This window comes from Herbaspirillum sp. BH-1, assembly GCF_002870055.1.
GTDB classification, from domain to species: Bacteria; Pseudomonadota; Gammaproteobacteria; order Burkholderiales; family Burkholderiaceae_D; genus Herbaspirillum; species Herbaspirillum frisingense.
Genome location: NZ_PKOI01000003.1, coordinates 390,517 through 408,759, shown reverse-complemented (window position 1 = coordinate 408,759; position 18,243 = coordinate 390,517). Strand labels below are relative to the sequence as shown.

Annotated in this window: 13 protein-coding genes; 7 read left to right on the top strand and 6 right to left on the bottom strand. The window is 64.2% G+C overall.

What is annotated here, in order from left to right; all coding sequences use genetic code 11:
• Nucleotides 1-32: 32 nt before the first annotated feature.
• A complete protein-coding gene (locus HBH1_RS06780) occupies nucleotides 33-659 on the bottom strand; it encodes a TetR/AcrR family transcriptional regulator (RefSeq protein WP_039875728.1) in 627 nt (208 codons plus the stop codon).
• A gap of 263 nt (nucleotides 660-922) precedes the next feature.
• Here HBH1_RS06780 and HBH1_RS06775 point away from each other — a divergent pair, with 263 nt between their 5' ends.
• The 3 genes from HBH1_RS06775 to HBH1_RS06765 all read left to right on the top strand — a co-directional run bounded on the left by HBH1_RS06775 (nucleotide 923) and on the right by HBH1_RS06765 (nucleotide 5,436).
• Nucleotides 923-2,440 (top strand): efflux transporter outer membrane subunit, encoded by a 1,518-nt coding sequence (locus HBH1_RS06775; RefSeq protein ID WP_102662096.1) that lies wholly within the window; start codon nucleotides 923-925, stop codon nucleotides 2,438-2,440.
• Nucleotides 2,441-2,589: 149 nt separating this feature from the next.
• On the top strand, nucleotides 2,590-3,822 hold the full coding sequence (locus HBH1_RS06770) for an HlyD/EmrA/EmrK family protein (RefSeq protein WP_102662095.1): 1,233 nt from the start codon (nucleotides 2,590-2,592) through the stop codon (nucleotides 3,820-3,822).
• A 39-nt stretch (nucleotides 3,823-3,861) separates the two neighbouring features.
• Nucleotides 3,862-5,436: a DHA2 family efflux MFS transporter permease subunit gene (locus HBH1_RS06765; RefSeq protein WP_006463987.1), complete on the top strand. Its 1,575-nt coding sequence runs from the start codon at nucleotides 3,862-3,864 to the stop codon at nucleotides 5,434-5,436.
• A gap of 28 nt (nucleotides 5,437-5,464) precedes the next feature.
• Here the strand turns inward: HBH1_RS06765 and HBH1_RS06760 are convergent, their stop codons facing one another.
• Nucleotides 5,465-6,382, bottom strand: coding sequence for a LysR family transcriptional regulator (locus HBH1_RS06760; protein WP_102662094.1), 918 nt, complete (start codon nucleotides 6,380-6,382; stop codon nucleotides 5,465-5,467).
• 152 nt (nucleotides 6,383-6,534) lie between these two features.
• On the opposite strand from HBH1_RS06760, the gene HBH1_RS06755 reads away from it, so the two are divergent.
• Both HBH1_RS06755 and HBH1_RS06750 read left to right on the top strand, forming a co-directional pair.
• Entirely contained in the window at nucleotides 6,535-7,521 is a 987-nt protein-coding gene (locus HBH1_RS06755) for an aldo/keto reductase (RefSeq protein ID WP_102662116.1), read from the top strand.
• Between the two features lie 45 nt (nucleotides 7,522-7,566).
• Complete coding sequence (locus tag HBH1_RS06750; protein WP_102662093.1) at nucleotides 7,567-8,490, top strand: Gfo/Idh/MocA family protein; 924 nt, start codon at nucleotides 7,567-7,569, stop codon at nucleotides 8,488-8,490.
• Between the two features lie 58 nt (nucleotides 8,491-8,548).
• On the opposite strand, the gene fghA is transcribed toward HBH1_RS06750, so the two are convergent.
• Together fghA and HBH1_RS06740 are read right to left on the bottom strand one after the other, a co-directional pair.
• The gene (gene fghA / locus HBH1_RS06745) at nucleotides 8,549-9,397 is read right to left on the bottom strand and encodes an S-formylglutathione hydrolase (protein ID WP_102662092.1); all 849 of its coding nucleotides are present in this window, start codon (nucleotides 9,395-9,397) and stop codon (nucleotides 8,549-8,551) included.
• Nucleotides 9,398-9,407: 10 nt separating this feature from the next.
• Complete coding sequence (locus HBH1_RS06740) at nucleotides 9,408-10,514, bottom strand: S-(hydroxymethyl)glutathione dehydrogenase/class III alcohol dehydrogenase (RefSeq protein ID WP_006463992.1); 1,107 nt, start codon at nucleotides 10,512-10,514, stop codon at nucleotides 9,408-9,410.
• Between the two features lie 783 nt (nucleotides 10,515-11,297).
• On the opposite strand from HBH1_RS06740, the gene HBH1_RS06735 reads away from it, so the two are divergent.
• Nucleotides 11,298-14,501: an EAL domain-containing protein gene (locus HBH1_RS06735; RefSeq protein WP_102662091.1), complete on the top strand. Its 3,204-nt coding sequence runs from the start codon at nucleotides 11,298-11,300 to the stop codon at nucleotides 14,499-14,501.
• A gap of 27 nt (nucleotides 14,502-14,528) precedes the next feature.
• Here HBH1_RS06735 and HBH1_RS06730 read toward each other — a convergent pair whose 3' ends face one another.
• Nucleotides 14,529-15,812 carry an MFS transporter gene (locus tag HBH1_RS06730; RefSeq protein WP_102662090.1) on the bottom strand — a complete coding sequence of 428 codons (1,284 nt, stop codon included), beginning with the start codon at nucleotides 15,810-15,812 and terminating at the stop codon, nucleotides 14,529-14,531.
• A 221-nt stretch (nucleotides 15,813-16,033) separates the two neighbouring features.
• Here HBH1_RS06730 and HBH1_RS06725 point away from each other — a divergent pair, with 221 nt between their 5' ends.
• The gene (locus HBH1_RS06725; protein WP_102662089.1) at nucleotides 16,034-17,083 is read left to right on the top strand and encodes an NADP(H)-dependent aldo-keto reductase; all 1,050 of its coding nucleotides are present in this window, start codon (nucleotides 16,034-16,036) and stop codon (nucleotides 17,081-17,083) included.
• Nucleotides 17,084-17,166: 83 nt separating this feature from the next.
• On the opposite strand, the gene HBH1_RS06720 is transcribed toward HBH1_RS06725, so the two are convergent.
• On the bottom strand, nucleotides 17,167-18,174 hold the full coding sequence (locus tag HBH1_RS06720; RefSeq protein ID WP_006463996.1) for a bile acid:sodium symporter family protein: 1,008 nt from the start codon (nucleotides 18,172-18,174) through the stop codon (nucleotides 17,167-17,169).
• Nucleotides 18,175-18,243 lie beyond the last annotated feature (69 nt).

Sequence of the window (18,243 nt, the reverse complement as noted above, 5' to 3'; positions counted from 1 at the left end):
GTCCCCTCATGAACCTTCACCAAACTTCACGATTATGCCTGCGAATCTTCCCTTGGAGCAGTCAGATAGCCGATCACTGCCGGCAGAATTTCCGGACGCACGCTGCCTGCGGAGAGTCCACCCGGCCCCGTCAGGACCACGGCATTGATCAGCGCCTTCAACATGCGCTGCAGGACGAAGGTGGCCACGTCCAGGTCAGGCGTGGTGATGCTGCTGCGATGCTTTTCCAGTACGCGGCGGATGGCCTCGAAGAAACGCTGGCGAATCTCGCTGGACACCGGCAGGTTGTAGGCCGGGAATTCCTCTTCCAGGATGCGGTTCAGTTCCGGCTCCAGCAGATGGGCCGCCACCAGGGCGCCGATCAGCTTGTCGAAGTCTTCGCGCAGGGAGCCGGCGGCATCGATATGCGCCACCACATCCTCGAACAGCCCCAGCATGCGCGAGACATGGCGCTCGCGCAGGGCAAAGATCAGCGCGTCCTTGTTGGGAAAATACTGGTACAGCGAGCCCACGCTGATACCGGCCGATTCGGCCACGAGATTGGTGTTGGTCTTGGCATAGCCGCGCTCGACGAGCACGCGTGACATGGCATCAAGGATGGTATCGACCATCGCCCGCGAACGCGCCTGGCGTGGTTCTTTTCTGGGTTGCAGTTTCATTGGCAGCTTTGGTAAGGAATTCGCCCGCCCCCGACGCGAATTCACAACATGAGTGATTGTTCGTATATCCAAGTATAATACGGAAAATGAGTTTTTACTCGCCCCGCCCCCGGATGGTACTCGTAAATCCAGGTGAGCGCTTGGCGCCGGATCGAACCGGCGCCGCCGGCATCCCATGCGTGTGGCCTGCTGCGCAGGCATCAGCGGGTCGCAAAACTCACAAAAGAACTCGTATCGCCAAATACCTCTTCGTGGAGAATTCTATGAAACGCATCACGTCGCCCGGGCTGCGGCCACAGGCGATCGCCACTCGTGTCGTGGCGACCGCCTTGCTGGGCGCGCTCGGTTTGTCAGGTTGTGCCAGCTTCGAGGGCATCGGCAGTGACAAGCAGCTCGCCCAGGCCCGCGATTTCGCGACCCAGCGCAGTCTGTCGGATCCCAATCCCGGCGCACCCGACGGCCAGTGGCCGGGGAGCGACTGGGTGCGCCAGTTCGGCGACGCCCAGTTGAACGCCCTCATCGAAGAAGCCCTGGCCGCCAGCCCCAGCCTGCAGCAGGCGCGTGCCCGCATCGGGGCGGCCACCGCCCTGGCCGAATCGCGCGGCGCGCCGCTGCTGCCCAACGTGGATGCGCAGGCTTCGTTCACGCGCAACCAGTTCTCCAGCACCTCGATCTATCCGCCGCCGTATGGCGGTAACTGGTTCAACGAAAAGAAGGCCGGCCTCAACGTCGGTTATGAGCTCGACCTGTGGAACAAGAACCAGGCCGCCCTGGAACAGGCCATCTCCAGCGAAAAAGCCGCCCAGGCCAGCGAACAGGAAGCACGCCTGGCCCTGACCGCCTCCATCGTCTCGGTCTACAGCCAGCTGGCGGCGCAGTATGCGTTGCACGATATCCTGCAGCGCACGGTCGATCAGCGTACTTCCCTGGAAAAGATCACCGCCGATCGCGTGCGCACCGGCCTGGATAGCCAGATCGAGCGCAACCAGTCGCGCAGCAGCAGCGCCGAGGCACGCGCCCAGCTGGAGCAGAGCGAAGGCCAGATCATCCTGCTGCGCCAGCAACTGGGCGCCCTGAGCGGCAAGGGGCCGGACCGCGGCCTGCAACTGGCGCCGCCCTCCCTGCAGAACCTGGCCACGCCCGGCCTGCCGGCGGACCTGCCGCTGAACCTCATGGGCCGCCGTCCCGACATCGTGGCCGCACGCTGGCAGGTGGAAGCCGCCAGCCAGGGCATCACCGTGGCCAAGGCGCGCTTCTATCCGGATATCAACCTCTCGGCCATGATCGGCTTCGACAGCCTGATCGACAGCAACCCCTTCACGGCCGCCAGCAAGAGCATCGCCTTCGGACCGGCCATCTCGCTGCCGATCTTCGAGGGCGGCGCGCTACGGGCCGGACTCAAGGGCGAATACGCCAACTACGAGCTGGCCTTGGCGACCTACAACAAGGCGCTCAACGATGCCTATGCCGACGTGGCTCGCCAGATCGCGGCGATCCACTCGACCGAGCGCCAACTGCCGATTCGCGACGAAGCCCTGCAAGCAGCCGAACGCGCCTACCAGCTGGCACGCGAGCGTTATCGCCTGGGCCTGGTCTCGCAATTGACGCTGCTGTCGGCCGAGACCGCCGTGCTGGGTCAACGCCAGTCCATGGTGGCGCTGCAGGCGCAGCGCCGCGAACAGCAGGTGGCGCTGTACAAGGCGCTGGGTGGCGGTTTCGACGCCCAGCAGGCCGGGCTGGCCTATGGTCAACCGCAACAGCAGCCACAGCAGCAACGCTGAAGCAGGCCCGCCACAGATCTGCATGACATCCCGACATTGAATCCAGCCTGGTGGCCGGTCTCTCCACTGATCCGCCGACCACCGGGACGGCGTGCCGCAACAGCGACGCGCCGATTGACCGCCTACAAAAAGATAGAACGGAGTCCTCCATGAGTGACAGCACCACCCAAAACAATGCGCCAGCCAACGGCAATGGAAATGGAAACGGCAATGGCAAGCGCAAACGCCAGTTGATTTTGCTCACCCTGCTGCTGCTGGTGATCGCGGTCGCCTGCTTCCTGTACTGGTTCCTGCATGCACGCTTCTTCGAAGAAACCGACGACGCCTATGTCGGCGGCAATGTGGTGCAGATTTCCGCCCAGGTGGGCGGCACCGTCGTGGCCGTGAAGGCCGACGATACCCAGATCGTCAAGGCCGGCCAGCCGCTGGTGGCGCTGGACGCCGCCGACACCAGGCTGGCCCTGGACCAGGCCCAGGCCGCACTGGCCCAGGCAGTGCGCCAGACGCGCCAGCTGTTCCTGAACAACGATACCCTGGCCGCCAACGTCGCCGCCGCCGACTCCAACCTGGCCCGCGCACGCGAAGACCTGCAACGCCGCCAGGCCGGCCTGGCCTCGGGCGCGGTCTCGCAGGAAGACGTCTCGCACGCCCGTGATGCCCTCAAGAGTGCCAGCGCCGCCCTGGACCAGGCACGCGCCGCCGCCGCCGCCAACCGCGCCCTGACCGATCACACCAGCGTCACCGAGCACCCCAATGTGTTGCAGGCCGCCACCGCCGTGCGCAATGCCTACCTGAACTACGCCCGCGTCAATATCGTGGCGCCGGTCTCGGGCTTCGTCTCCAAGCGTTCGGTGCAGGTCGGCCAGCGCATCGCCGCCGGCAACCCGCTGATGGCCATCGTGCCGCTGGAACAGATCTGGATCGACGCCAACTTCAAGGAAAGCCAGTTGCAGCACATCCGCATCGGCCAGCCGGTGGAGGTGATCGCCGACGTCTATGGCTCCAGCGTCAAGTACAAGGGCACCGTGATCGGCTTCTCGGCCGGCACCGGCGGCGCCTTCTCGCTGCTGCCTGCGCAGAACGCCACCGGCAACTGGATCAAGGTGGTGCAGCGCGTACCGGTGCGCATCGCGCTGGACCCGGAACAGGTGCGCGCCCATCCGCTGCGCATCGGCCTGTCCACCACGGCCACCGTCGATATCCATGGCGACGGCCGCGCGCTGGAAGCGGTGCCGACCAATTACCAGACCGACGTCTATGACGACCTGGGCAAGCAGGCCGACAGCATCGTCGAGCGCATCATCAGCGACAACGCCAGTGGTTTGCCGCAAGCCCGCAAGAGCAAGGCCGCGGCCACGCCGGCTGCCGTCCCGCATACCTGAGACCATGCCGCTGCAATCACTGGACAATGACGGAGCCCCATGGCCAACAGCCCTACTCCCCCAAAACCCTACACGCCACCGCCACCGCTGACCGGCGCCAACCTGGTGCTGGGCACCCTGTCGGTATCGCTGGCGGTGTTCATGAACGTGCTGGACTCGTCCATCGCCAACGTCGCCATTCCGACCATCTCGGGCAACCTGGGCGTGTCGGTCGATGAAGGCACCTGGGTCATCACCTCCTTCGCGGCCGCCAACGCCATCTCGATCCCCTTGACCGGCTGGCTCACCCAGCGCCTGGGCGCGGTGCGTCTGTTCGTCACCTCGGTGCTGCTGTTCGTGGTGGCGTCCTGGCTGTGCGGACTGGCGCCCACGCTGCCCATCCTGCTGGCCGCCCGCGTGCTGCAAGGCCTGGTGGCCGGCCCCATGGTGCCGCTGTCGCAATCGCTGCTGCTGGGGGCCTACCCCAAGTCGCGGGCCTCGTTCGCCCTGGCGCTATGGGGCATGACCGCCGTGGTGGCGCCGGTGGCCGGGCCGGCGCTGGGCGGCTGGATCACCGACAGCTATACCTGGCCCTGGATCTTCTACATCAACATCCCGGTGGGCCTGATCGCAGCCGGCATCACGCTGGCCATCTACCGCTCGCGCGAAACGCCCATCCACAAGCTGCCCATCGACAAGATCGGGCTGGCACTGCTGGTGACCTGGGTGGCCGCCTTCCAGATCATGCTGGACAAGGGCAAGGACCTGGACTGGTTCGCCTCGCCCACCATCGTCACGCTGGGCATCATTGCCCTGGTGGCCTTTGCCTACTTCGTGGTGTGGGAGCTCAACAATGACCACCCGGTGGTGGACCTGCGCCTGTTCGGCCGGCGCAATTTCGCCGGCGGCACCATTGCCATTTCGATCGGCTATGGCGTCTTCTTCGGCAACCTGGTGATCCTGCCGCAGTGGCTGCAGCAATACCTGGGCTACCGCTCCATCGACTCGGGCCTGTCGACCGCACCGATCGGGATTTTCGCGGTGATCCTGATGCCGCTGATCGGGCGCTTCCTGCCGCTGGTGGATGCGCGCAAGGTGGCCACGGCGTCCTTCATCGGCTTTGCCATCGTGTTCTGGCTGCGCTCGCGCTACAACCTGCAGGTGGACCAGATGACGGTGATCCTGCCCACGCTGCTGCAGGGCATCCCGACGGCCATGTTCTTCGTGCCGCTGACGGTGCTGCTGCTGTCGGGCCTGCCGCCCGAACGCATTCCGGCGGCCGCCGGGCTGTCGTCCTTCGTGCGGGTGTTCTGTGGTGCGGTCGGCACCTCGATCTCCACCACCGCCTGGAACAACCGCACCATCATGCACCACGCGCAGCTGACCGAGCATGCCACGCCCTACAGCCCCTGGCTGCAGGAAACGCTCAACAACATCAGCAGCACCCTGGGTCTGAATGCCGAGCAGAGCGCCGCCATGCTGGAGCGGACCATCACCTTCCAGGCCGCCATGCTGGGCATCAACGACATCTTCTTTGTGTCGGCAGTGATCTTCCTGGTGATCATCCCGCTGATCTGGATCATCAAGCCCTCCAAGGGCGGTGCCGGCGCGGCCGAAGCTTCGGCGGCGCACTAGGCGAAGGCACCTGGCCCGGGTGGCCCGGCTAACGCAGCCGGGCCAGCCCATGCTGCAGGCGGATGATGTCGATCAGCTTGCGCAAGGCCGGATGGGCATGGCGCCGGCTGCTGTAGTACATGTGGAAGGGTTCGCTGGGTGCAGCCCATTCAGGCAGCAGCACCTCCAGCGCCCCCTCTTCGATGTCCTTCCTGATCCTGGCCTCCAGCAGATAGGCAATACCGACCCCGGCCCGGGCGGCGGCGATGGTGGCCGCCGTATTGTTGATCGTCACCAGCCCCGGCACGCGGATGCGCTGCTGGTGCTTGCCACGGCCGAACTCCCACTTGTAGCTGGAATTGTCCCCCAGCAGCAGTTGCAGGCAGTTGTGCTGCGCCAGGTCCTCCAGCGTCTGCGGACGGCCGCAGCGCTGCAGATAGTCCGGCGAGGCGGCCGCCACCCAGCGGTGGGCGCGCGTCAAGGGCGCGGTCACCATGCCTTCCGGCACGTAGTGTCCGTAGCGGATGCCGGCGTCATAGCCTTCGCTGACGATGTCGATGGGCCGGTCATCCACCACCACGGTGAGCTTGACCTTGGGGCATTGCCGGACGAACTCGGGGATGGCCGGCTCGATCAGCAGATGCGCGGCATCGGCAAAGACATTGATGCGCAACTCCCCCAGGCTGCCCGCCGCTGCGCTTTCCAGCACACCCAGCGCAGCACCGATCTTCTCGAAACCCTCCTCCAGGCGCAGCGCCAGTTCGCTGCCGGCCGCCGTCGGCGAGACCGCCCGGCTGGAGCGGTACAGCAGACGGGTGGACAGCCGCTCCTCCAGCCGCTTCATGGCATGGCTGGTGGCCGAGGGGGTCAGGCCCAGCTGGATGGCAGCGGCCTTGAAGCTGCCGGTCCGCAAGATCGTGACAAATACCCGTAAATCCGAAAAATCCACATGATCCAGCAAGGACATGAATGAACTCCATTCACTTCATAAATTAATGATGTGCATGTTAAACCATCCTCCCGCTGCCGTGACGCAGGGTATAAATACGGTTTCACCGCCCGCAAGCGCCCGCACGGGCCGGCCCGGGCCAGACAACACCCACGCAAAGGATGAGCAACATGAAATCAAGAACGTTTGGCCGCACCGGTGCGGAAGTATCGGAGATCGGATTCGGCGCCTGGGCCATCGGCGGCTCCTGGGGCGACGTCTCCAGCCAGGACGCCAAGGCGGCCCTGCATGCGGCGCTGGACAGCGGCGTCACGTTCATCGATACCGCCGACGTCTATGGCGATGGCCGCTCCGAGCAACTGATCGCCCAGGTCCTCAAGGAACGTGGTGGCCAGCGCCCCTTCGTCGCCACCAAGGCCGGCCGCCGCCTCTCACCCCATGTCGCCAGCGGCTACACGCGCGAGAACCTGCGCGCCTTCGTCGAACGCTCGCTGCGCAACCTGGAGGTGGAATGCCTGGATCTGGTGCAGCTGCACTGCCCGCCGCCGGAGGTCTATTACCAGCAGGAAGTCTTCGGCTATCTGGATGACCTGGTCAGTGCCGGCAAGATCGCCCACTACGGCGTTTCGGTGGAGAAGGTGGAAGAAGGCCTGAAGGCCATCGAATACCCGAACGTGAAATCGATCCAGATCATCTTCAACATCTTCCGCCAGCGTCCGCTGTCGCTGTTCCTGGATGAGGCGCAACGCCGCGACATCGCCGTCATCGCCCGGGTGCCGCTGGCCTCGGGCCTCTTGACCGGCAAGATGTCGGCGCAGACCACCTTTGCCGCCGATGACCACCGCCACTTCAATCGCCATGGCGAAGCCTTCGATGTCGGCGAGACCTTCTCCGGCGTGCCGTACGAGGTCGCACTGGCGGCCGTCGAGAAGATTCGCGCGCTGGTGCCGGAAGGCGTATCGATGGCGCAGTTCGCGCTGCGCTGGATTCTCATGGAAAGCGGCATCAGCACCGTCATCCCCGGCGCGCGCAACGTACAGCAGGCGCAATCCAACAGCGCCGCCAGCGGACTGCCGCCGATCCCGGCCGACGTGATGCAGGCGCTGTGGCAGCTTTATCTGGATGACATCGCGCCCTACGTGCATCAACGCTGGTAAGCTTTGGCCCCTGCCCGTCACCCCCTACAAGAACATAAGGACAACATGACACCCATCAAACTCGCCATCGCCGGCGTCGGCAAGATCGTCTATGACCAGCACGCCCCGGCCATCGCCGGCAACCCGGATTTCCAGCTGGTCGCCACGGCCAGCCGCAACCACAGCATCGACGGCGTGACCGCCTTCAAGACCATGGCCGAGATGCTGGATTCCGGCACGCAGATCGATGCCATCTCGCTGTGCATGCCCCCGCAATATCGCTATGAAGCGGCACGCCAGGCACTACGCGCCGGCAAGCACGTGTTCCTGGAAAAGCCTCCCGGCGCCACACTGTCGGAAGTCGAATCGCTCAAGGCGCTGGCGGCCGAACAGGGCGTGACGCTCTTCGCCAGCTGGCACTCGCGCCATGCACCGGCGGTACAGGTGGTCAAGCGCCACCTGCAGCAGCACGCACCGCGCCGGGTCGAAGTGATCTGGCGCGAAGACGTCCGCCACTGGCACCCCGACCAGGAATGGATCTGGCAACCGGGCGGCCTGGGCGTGTTCGATCCGGGCATCAATGCCTTGTCCATCGTCACCGAGATCCTGCCGCAAGCCATGTTCCTCAAGCAGGCCACGCTGGAAGTACCGGCCAACCGCCAGACCCCGATCGCCGCGCGACTGGCCTTCACCGATGCCCTGGGGACGGATGTGCAAGCCGACTTCGACTGGCGCCAGACTGGCGAGCAGACCTGGGATATCGTGATCGATACCGCGAGCACGCATCTGCATCTCAAGAAGGGTGGGCATGAATTGTGGATCGACCAGGCCCCGGGCGAGCTGCCGGTGGAAGGCGAATATCCTTCGCTGTACGCCCACTTCTGCCAACTGATCCGGAACAAGTCCTCGGATGTGGACGTGGCACCGCTGCGCCATGTGGCCGATGCCTTCATGCTGGGGGAGCATGTGGTGACGGATGCGTTTGTGTAGGACCTGTTCACGCTCACCGGACAACGCACTGGTCCGGTGAGCGTGGCGGACCGACGGCCTAGGCCGTCAGGATGCGATGATGGAAGCGCAGATGATCTTCCGCAAAGCTCTGGATGAAGTAATACCCGTGGTCGTAGCCCTCATGCCGGCGCAGCGTCAACGGCTGCGAGGCCTCGCGGCAGGCGGCCTCGAAGCGTTCCGGCAGCAGTTGCTCCAGCAGGAATTTGTCGGCCAGGCCCTGGTCGATCAGGATGCCCTGCGGGAAGGGAGCGTAGAGCTTGCGCATCAGTTCGCTGGCGTCATGCTGCTGCCAGCTTTCCTGATCCGGGCCGAGGTAGTTGCCAAAGGCCTTCTGGCCCCAAGGGCAGTGCAGTGGCGCCGCAATCGGCGCAAAGGCCGAGACCGAGCGATAGAGCTCGCGATGACGCAAGGCCAGCGTGAGCGCGCCATGCCCGCCCATGGAATGGCCGAAGATGCCCATGCGCTGCGGGTCGGCCGGGAAATTCTCCAGCACGGCCTGGCGCAGGTCGTCCACCACATAGCTCTCCATGCGGTAATGCCGGTTCCACGGCGCCTGGGTGGCGTCGAGATAGAAACCCGCCCCTACGCCGAAATCCCAACTATCGCTTTCACCCGCAACGCCTGCGCCGCGCGGGCTGGTGTCCGAGCTCACCAGGATCATGCCCAGCTCGGCCGCCACGCGTTGCGCACCGGCCTTGATCATGAAGGTTTCTTCGGTACAGGTCAGTCCGGCCAGGTAGAACAGCACCGGCAGCTTGCCGCCGGTGCGGGTCTGCGGTGGCACGAAGACCGAGAACCGCATGTCCAGGCCGATGGCCGGCGAGGCATGGCGGTAATAGCCCTGCACGCCGCCGAAACAGCCGTGCTCGGAGAGTTTCTCCAGCATCGCGCGCTCCTCAGAACTCGACCACGGAGCGGATCGATTCACCGCTCTTCATCAGGTCGAAGCCTTCGTTGATGCGCTCCAGGGGCAGCTTGTGCGTGATCAGGTCGTCGATGTTGAGCTTGCCTTCCATGTACCAGTCGACGATCTTGGGCACGTCGGTACGACCGCGCGCGCCGCCGAAGGCCGAGCCCTTCCAGACACGGCCGGTCACCAGCTGGAACGGACGGGTGGAGATTTCCTGGCCGGCTGCTGCCACGCCGATGATGATGGACTGGCCCCAGCCCTTGTGGCAGCACTCCAGCGACTGGCGCATGGTGGTGGTGTTGCCGATGCACTCGAAGCTGTAGTCGGCGCCGCCGTCGGTGAGACCAATGATGGCATCGACCACGTTGGGGACGTCCTTGGGATTGATGAAGTCGGTCATGCCGAACTTGCGGGCCATGGCTTCACGCGCAGGGTTCAGGTCCACGCCGATGATCTTGTTGGCGCCGACCATCTTGGCCGCCTGGATCACGTTCAAGCCAATACCGCCCAGGCCGAACACCACCACATTGGCACCCGCCTCCACCTTGGCGGTAAACAGCACGGCGCCCACACCGGTGGTGACGCCGCAGCCGATGTAGCAGACCTTGTCGAAGGGGGCATCGGAACGGATCTTGGCCAGGGCGATTTCCGGGACCACGATGTAGTTGGAGAAGGTCGAGGTGCCCATGTAGTGGAACAGGGGCTTGCCGTCCAGCGAGAAGCGGCTGGTGGCGTCGGGCATCAGGCCGCGGCCCTGGGTGGCGCGGATGGCCTGGCACAGGTTGGTCTTCTGCGAGAGGCAGAACTTGCACTCGCGGCATTCCGGGGTGTACAGGGGGATGACGTGGTCGTCCTTCTTGAGCGACTTCACGCCCGGGCCGACGTCGACCACCACGCCCGCGCCTTCATGGCCGAGGATGGCGGGGAAGATGCCCTCCGGGTCGGCGCCGGAGAGTGTGTAGTAGTCGGTATGGCAGATGCCGGTGGCCTTGATCTCGACCAGGACTTCGCCGGCCTTGGGGCCGCCGAGTTCGACTTCCTCGATGGTCAAGGGCTTGCCTGCCTGCCATGCTACCGCTGCTCTTGTCTTCATAGGGATGGGTCCTTTATCTGGTAATGGGGAATACGTGGAGGTAACCTGGGATGGGTGCATCCTGCTCAGCCTCAACTGCGGCGGCGATCAGGGCTGCACTCAGCGACTGAGGTACTGGTGTACTGAGATGCTGTGATCCTGGACGCAGTATTATCGCATTGCAAACGAAAATGCAGTTGCCGCATTGCGCAAGTGAGTTTTTACGGGTCATCTTGATGTCAGAACAAGTGAAAATTTCCGTCTGACATGAAAAACCTGCTGCCGCGTTGCGGCATCGCCGCCACGATAATGACAAAGCCTTTGGCTTGGGGTAAGGTTGCTACAAAACAAACGACAGCCGGGGACGGCCAGCACGCCGCAGCGTCTCAAACAGACAGGGCAAGGCAGGGACAAAGCAAGGACAAGGCGAGAGCAGGGCCGGAGCAATAACGACATCCAGGGTAGCAAGCGCAGATGGCCTGTTCCAACAATGCGCATCTGCCGACCATCATCTGGTTGTACGCAATACGACAAGGCGCAACAAGCGCAGCAATGGACAGGATGGCATACTGTCATCCTTCGTATCAGCAAGTGGGGGCATCCACGTAATTTTGGCGTAAGCAACAGTCACTATGGTGACCGGCTGCGACGATGTTCTGCGCCCGCGGCTTGACACAGGACCTGCACGAGCAGGAAGAGTGCGCATTGCGTGAGAGAGCTGTCGAACGGTCGTCCGGCAGATGTCGGACGCATGGATGAGCAGCGCTAGGCTGCCTAACGACAGGTGATGTGATAGTTGGTCACATGGGAAAACAGAACAAATCACCGGGACGCACGGGATACACCCTGAAGACCTTGCTGCTGTTCGTCGGCTTCGTCGGGTCGTTCATCGTGGTACAGACATGGTGGGAAATCCGCCAGGACCGGCAGTTGACCATCGATTCCGAACGCGCCAGTTCGATGGCCGCCGTGCGCAGCGTGCAAGAGCATGCCGAGCGCGTCTTCGGCGACCTCGACCAGATGCTGTGGAACACCGCCGAGCGCATCCAGGGTGCCGGGCCCGATGTGCTGGACGACGACCAGGCCCTGTACCACCTGCTCGCGGAGATGCAGCAGCGCCTGCCCACGGTGATGGTGCTGCGCTATGTCGATCGTAACGGCAACACCCGCGCCAGTTCCCTGCGCGCCTTCGATACCACCAGCATTCCCGAGGACCGCAAGCTGACCTTCGTGGACGGCAATCCGGCGCGCCCTACCCTGTTCGTCGGCCAGCTCATGCGCAGCCGCTACAACCGCGAACTGGTGGTGCCGGTGGCGATGAACCTGTTCGATCGCAGCGCACGGCCGATCGGCTTGCTGGTGGCCGAATTGCGGGCGGCGACCTTCTTCGATTTCTACAAGCGCATCACCAACTTCGAGGCCATCGTCTCGCTGCGCTCGGAGAGTGGCTCGATGATGCTGCGTTCGCCCTACGAGGAACGCTGGCTGAACGTGAGCCTGGCCGACGCCAAGAGCATGGGGCGCATCCGGGCCGGCGCCGAGGAAGGGGCCTTCGAGGAAATCTCCCACCTGACCGGCGAATCGCTGCTGTTCTCCTACAAGCGGCTGGACAAGTGGTCGCTGGTGGCGGTCTACGCGCGCCGCATGGAAGACGTACTGGCGCCCTGGCGCAGCCGCACCGAGAACCGCATCCTGCTGACCACGGGGATACTCGGTTTCATCCTGATCGCGCTGATTTCCTTCCTGGTCTACTACCGCTACCAGCGGCGGCTGGACCACGCGTTGTCGGCCAGTGAATACCGCTATCGCAAGCTCTACGAGGAGGGCAGCGATCCCATCGTGCTGATTTCGTCGGAGCTGCGCTACCTCGACTGCAATGCCGCCGCACTGCGCTTTTTCGGCGTGCCGGACAAGGAGCGCATCATCGGCCGCAAGGTCGGCCTGTTCTCCCGCCAGAAGGCCAGGACGGCAGAGCAGCCGGATATCGATGAGCTGGTCGGGCGCGTGCTCTCCGGCCAGCCACAGCAGTTCGAGTGGGTGACCGTACGACGCAACAAGATCATCCACACCGACGTCACGCTGAACCGGGCCGAGTTCGAGCGGGGCTATGCGATCTTCGCCATCCTGCGTGACATCAGTGCCCGCAAGCGCGCCGAACTGCTGCAGAGCGAGCAGAACCGGGTGCTGCACATGGTCATGGCCGATGAAGACCTGGATGGCATCCTCAACGAAATCGTCGGCTTTGCCGATGCCCAGATTCCCTACGGTGCCAGCTGCGTGATGCTGGTCAACGAGCAGGCTTCGCATTTCACCACCGTCTTGAGCCGGCGTTATCCGCCGCGCCTGTTGCGGGCGCTGCAGGGCATGCCGATCCGGCACGGTTGCGGGGTCGGCGCAGAGGCGGCGCTGCGACGCGGGCCGTGCATCGTCACGGATATCGCGCGCGATCCGGTGAGTGAACACCTGCGGGTGCTGATCGATGTGGAGGTCTATCCCTCCTGCGGCGCCTGGCCCATCATCGGTAAAGAGGGGCAATTGCTGGGCGTGTTTGCCGCCTTGCTCAAGGAAAACCAGGCCCCCAGCAATGAATACCTGCAACTGGCCAATATCGCGGCCGACCTGGCCAGCGTGGCCATCGAAAGCCGTCGCGCCGACGAACGCATCCGCCACCTGGCGCACTACGATGAACTGACGGGCCTGCCCAACCGCTTCCTGTGCACCCAGCACGTTTCCAATGCCATCACCCACGCCGAACACCGCAACGGCATGGTGGCCGTGCTGCTGATGGACCTGGACCGCTTCAAGAACATCAACGATACCTTCGGTCACGAGGCTGGCGAGGCGGTGCTGCAGGAAATCGCCCAGCGCTTCCGCAACAGCCTGCGCGAACTGGACATCCTGGCCCGGGTGGGCGGGGACGAGTTCATCGTGCTGGTGGATGACTTCGACGATCCGCTGCAACTGGGCGAGATCGCGCAGAAGCTGCTCTCCGAGGCACGCAAGCCCTTCATCATCGATGGCCAGGAAGCGATGCTCTCGGCCAGTATCGGCATCGCCACCTATCCCGGCGATGGCGACAATGCGCAGACCCTGATCAAGAACGCCGATATCGCCATGTACCGTGCCAAGCACCATGGCAAGGACGACTATCGCTTCTTCTCCGACGAGGTCAACACCAATACGGTGGAGCGCATTGCGCTCGAAGCCGAGCTGCGCCGCGCCATCGAGCGCGCCGAATTCGTGGTGCATTACCAGCCCAAGATCAACCTGGCCAGCGGCAGCATCGTCGGCGCCGAGGCGCTGGTGCGCTGGCAGCACCCGGTACGCGGTCTGCTGCCCCCGGGCGAATTCATCCCGCTGGCAGAGGAGACGCGCCTGATCGACCAGATCGGACTGGAGGTGCTGGACGTGGCCTGCCGCGACATCGGCCTGATGCTGGAGCGCAACCTGGAATGCGGACGCATCTCCATCAACCTCACCGGCAGCCAGTTCGGCGACGAACACCTGCTCGACGACATCAAGTCGGTGGTGGCGCGCCACGGCACACCACCGGCCTGCCTGGAATTCGAGATCACCGAAAGCATGGTGATGCACAATCGCGACCAGGCCATTGCCATCATGGATGGCATCCGCGCCGAGGGCTTCACCATCTCCATCGACGACTTCGGCACCGGCTACTCGTCACTGGCTTACCTGAAGCGCTTCCCGGTCAATACCCTGAAGATCGACAAGTCCTTCATCAACGACATCCCCGATGACGCCAACAGCAGCGCCATCGTGCAGGCCATCATCGCCATGAGCCATGCCTTGAACCTGAAGGTGGTGACCGAAGGCGTGGAGACCGAAAAGCAGTTGCAGGCACTGCGCGAATTCGGTTCGGACGAATACCAGGGCTATTACTTCAGCAAGCCGGTTCCCTATGTGCAGTTCCTGCAGATGCTGCTGTTGCAGCAGCAGGCCCAACGGCAGGCCGTGCAGGCGTTGGCCACCGAAGGCAGCCCGCCCTGAGCCCTGCCCCTGCCTCTGCCTCTGCCTTCACTGCGAAGATCGCGAACTGAGCCGGTCGACCTGGTACAGCGACGGGAACAGGCGAATCCACAACAGCACGATGATCACCGTGCCGATGCCCCCGATCAGCACCGCCGGCACCGCACCGAACCAGGCCGCGGTCAGCCCCGACTCGAACTCCCCCAACTGGTTCGAGGTGCCGATGAAGACCGAATTGACGGCCGACACCCGGCCGCGCATGGCGTCCGGTGTCTCCAGCTGGACGAAGGACGAGCGCACCACCACGCTGATCATGTCGGCCGCGCCCAGCACCGCCAACGCGGCCAGCGACAGCGGGAACCAGTGTGAGAGGCCAAAGACGATGGTCGCCATCCCGAACACCGCGACGGCAATGAACATGGTGCGGCCCACGCGACCGCCCAGGGGCCGGCGCGCCAGCCACAGGGCCACCACCAGCGCACCGGCCGCAGGTGCCGAGCGCAGCAGGCCCAGGCCGGCGGCACCGGTATGCAGGATGTCATTGGCATAGACCGGCAGCAAGGCAGTGGCGCCCCCCAGCAGCACGGCAAACATGTCCAGCGAAATGGCGCCGAAGATGGCCGGTTTGCTGCGAATGAAGGCCAGGCCGGCGAATACCGAGGACAGGCTGGCACCGGTCGGCTTGGCGGCAGCGTCAGCCGCAGCAGTGGCTGACGCGGGTCGCCGGATCAAGGACAGCAGCAGGCTGCACAGGGCGAACAGGGCGCAACTGCTGGCGTACACCACCGCTGGTCCGGCCACGTAGAGCAGGCCGCCCAGCGCCGGGCCGATGATGATGGCGAACTGGGTGGCCGACGCCGAGCCGGCCACCGCGCCCGGCAAGGCCCGGGGCGACATCAGGCTGGGTAGCAGGGCCGACATGGTCGGCTTGGAGAATGCGCGACCGGCACCGATGACGGCGACGATGACGAAGATCATCTCGCGATTGAGCCAGCCGCCGATGCTGCCCAGGGCCAGCGTGGCCGCAGCCAGGGCCTCCACCAGCGCGCTGATGCGGGCCACATTGCGGCGGTCGTGGCGATCGGCCACATGGCCGACCACGAACACCAGGAACAGCGAGGGAATGAACTGCACCAGTCCGACGATGCCCAGGTCGAAAGCGCTATGCGTAAGCTGGTAGACCTGCCAGCCGACCGCCACGATCTGCATCTGCAGCGCGATGGTGGAGGCCACGCTGGCGCACCAGAACAATTTGAAGGGGGTGTGGTGACGCAAAGGCTGCTGGTCGTCGCCGGCCTGGTCGGACTGCTCGGTGGTACTGGTGGATGACATGTCTGGATGTGGAGATTGGGCGATATGGACCGGAACAGCAGACTGTGAGCGGCTGCACCGGCATCACGCAGACGGTCTTGGCGCCGCTGCGGCCCTGCCCTGCAAGGCAGGTCGGGCGCAGATATACTACCCGATCCCGCGCCCGCCGGCTGGAGCAGGCCCCCATCTGCGATCGACGCTGAAGTCGGCGCCGCAGTCGGCCAATTACAAGGAGAACCAATATGCAGTACCGCCAACTCGGCCGCACCGACATCAAGGTCAGCCAGATCACCCTGGGGACCATGACCTGGGGTGAACAGAACAGCGAAGCCGAGGCCCACTCGCAACTCGATCTGGCCGTTGAACGCGGCATCAACCTGATCGACGCCGCCGAGATGTATCCGGTGCCACCCAAGCCGGAAACGCAGGGCCTGACCGAGCGCTATCTCGGTACCTGGCTCAAGAAGTCCGGCCAGCGCGACCGTCTGCTCATCGCCACCAAATGCACCGGCCCGGCACGCAAGCCGCACAACCCGCGCCATATCCGCGGCGGCATCAACAACCTGGACCGCAAGGGCTTGACCGAGGCCTTGCATGGCAGCCTGGAGCGCCTGCAACTGGATCACGTGGACCTGTACCAGCTGCACTGGCCGGACCGTAGTGTGAACAGCTTCGGCCAGCTCGGCTACCAGCACGTGGACGACGAGAGCACGGTACCGGTCGAGGAGACGCTCAAGGTCCTCAGCGAATTCGTGAAGGCGGGCAAGATCCGCACCATCGGCCTGTCCAACGAAACCGCCTGGGGCGTGGCGCAATTCCTGCGCGCGGCCGAGCAGCACGGGCTGGAGCGCATTGTCACGATCCAGAATCCCTACAACCTGCTCAACCGCAGTTTCGAGATCAACCTGGCCGAGTTCGCCCATCGTGAGCAGGTCGGCCTGCTGGCCTATTCACCGCTGGCCTTCGGCATGTTGAGCGGCAAGTATCTTGACGGCGCCCGCCCTGCCGGAGGCCGCCTGACGCTGTTCGAGCGCTTTGTACGCTATACCAATCCGCAAGCCGAACGCGCCACGGCCGAGTACGTCGCCCTGGCCCGCAAGCACGGCCTGGACCCGGCGCAGATGGCCCTGGCCTACGTGAACAGCCGTTCCTTCCTGACCTCCAACATCATTGGCGCCACCACGCTGGCCCAGCTGCGCAGCAATATCGATAGCGCCCAGTTGGAGTTGAGCGAGGAAGTGCTGGCGGGGATCGAGGCAATCCATCGCGCCCAGCCAAACCCGGCACCCTGACGCCTGCTTGGCGCGAGCAACAAAAAACCGGCTACGCGCCGGTTTTTTTGTGTCATCACATCGCTCAAACGAGCAAGCAAGTTTCAGTCGCCGCTGCTTTCAGTGGCCACGGCCGCTTGCACCTGCTCCTCGCGGGCGCCGTAGCGCGCCGCCATCACCGCACACACCATCAACTGGATCTGGTGGAACAGCATCACCGGCAGCAGCACCATGCCGATGGCGCCGCTGGAGAACAGCACCTTGGCCATCGGTACGCCCGAGGCCAGGCTCTTCTTGGAGCCGCAGAAGACAATGGTGATCTCGTCTTCCTTGTTGAACCCGAGGCGGCGGCTGCCGAAGGTGGTGATGCCCATGATGATGGCCAGCAGCACGGCATTGATCACCAGCAACGCCACCAGCATGGACACCGGCACCTGATGCCACAAGCCCTGCACCACGGCTTCGCTGAAGGCCACGTAGACCACCAGCAGGATGGAGCTCTGGTCGACGAACTTGAGCCAGGACTTGTTGCGCTCGATCCAGCGGCCGATCCAGGGACGGGCGATCTGGCCAGCCACGAACGGCAGCAATAATTGATAGACGATTTTCAGGATCGAATCGAGCGAGGAATGTCCGCCGCCATCATGTGCCACCACCAGCACGCCCACCAATAACGGCGTGAGGAAAATGCCCAGCAGGTTGGAGGCGGAGGCAGCGCAGATGGCCGCCGGCACGTTGCCGCGCGCCACCGAGGTAAAGGCGATGGAAGACTGCACGGTAGAAGGCAGTACGCACAGGAACAGCAGGCCCAGGTACAGCTCGGGCGTGATGAACTGCAGCAGCACGGGCTTCAACAGCAGGCCGATCAGCGGAAACAGTGCGAAGGTGCAGAGCAATACCGTCACATGCAGCTTCCAGTGGGTGAAGCCGGCTACCACCGCCTCACGCGAGAGCTTGGCGCCATGCATGAAGAACAGCAGGCCGATCATGAAGGTGGTCAGGCCATCGAAGGCCTCGGCCACCTGGCCGGTGCAGGGAAGGAAGGATGCTGTGAGCACGACGGCCAGCAGCATCAGGGTCATGTTGTCGGGCAGGAAGCGGGGACGGGCCATGGCGGTATCGATTCTGTTGTAATGGTATGACCCGCGCCGAAGCGCGGGCAAACCGCCATTTTACGTGAG

Excerpts from the sequence above, each read along its gene's own strand:
- HBH1_RS06750 (WP_102662093.1), top strand. The coding sequence starts at position 7,567 with ATGACACCCATCAAACTCGCCATCGCCGGCGTCGGCAAGATCGTCTAT.
- HBH1_RS06775 (WP_102662096.1), top strand. The coding sequence starts at position 923 with ATGAAACGCATCACGTCGCCCGGGCTGCGGCCACAGGCGATCGCCACT.
- HBH1_RS06770 (WP_102662095.1), top strand. The coding sequence starts at position 2,590 with ATGAGTGACAGCACCACCCAAAACAATGCGCCAGCCAACGGCAATGGA.
- HBH1_RS06735 (WP_102662091.1), top strand. The coding sequence starts at position 11,298 with ATGGGAAAACAGAACAAATCACCGGGACGCACGGGATACACCCTGAAG.
- fghA (WP_102662092.1), bottom strand. The coding sequence starts at position 9,397 with ATGCTGGAGAAACTCTCCGAGCACGGCTGTTTCGGCGGCGTGCAGGGC.
- HBH1_RS06760 (WP_102662094.1), bottom strand. The coding sequence starts at position 6,382 with ATGTCCTTGCTGGATCATGTGGATTTTTCGGATTTACGGGTATTTGTC.
- HBH1_RS06730 (WP_102662090.1), bottom strand. The coding sequence starts at position 15,812 with ATGTCATCCACCAGTACCACCGAGCAGTCCGACCAGGCCGGCGACGAC.
- HBH1_RS06740 (WP_006463992.1), bottom strand. The coding sequence starts at position 10,514 with ATGAAGACAAGAGCAGCGGTAGCATGGCAGGCAGGCAAGCCCTTGACC.
- HBH1_RS06725 (WP_102662089.1), top strand. The coding sequence starts at position 16,034 with ATGCAGTACCGCCAACTCGGCCGCACCGACATCAAGGTCAGCCAGATC.
- HBH1_RS06765 (WP_006463987.1), top strand. The coding sequence starts at position 3,862 with ATGGCCAACAGCCCTACTCCCCCAAAACCCTACACGCCACCGCCACCG.
- HBH1_RS06720 (WP_006463996.1), bottom strand. The coding sequence starts at position 18,174 with ATGGCCCGTCCCCGCTTCCTGCCCGACAACATGACCCTGATGCTGCTG.
- HBH1_RS06755 (WP_102662116.1), top strand. The coding sequence starts at position 6,535 with ATGAAATCAAGAACGTTTGGCCGCACCGGTGCGGAAGTATCGGAGATC.
- HBH1_RS06780 (WP_039875728.1), bottom strand. The coding sequence starts at position 659 with ATGAAACTGCAACCCAGAAAAGAACCACGCCAGGCGCGTTCGCGGGCG.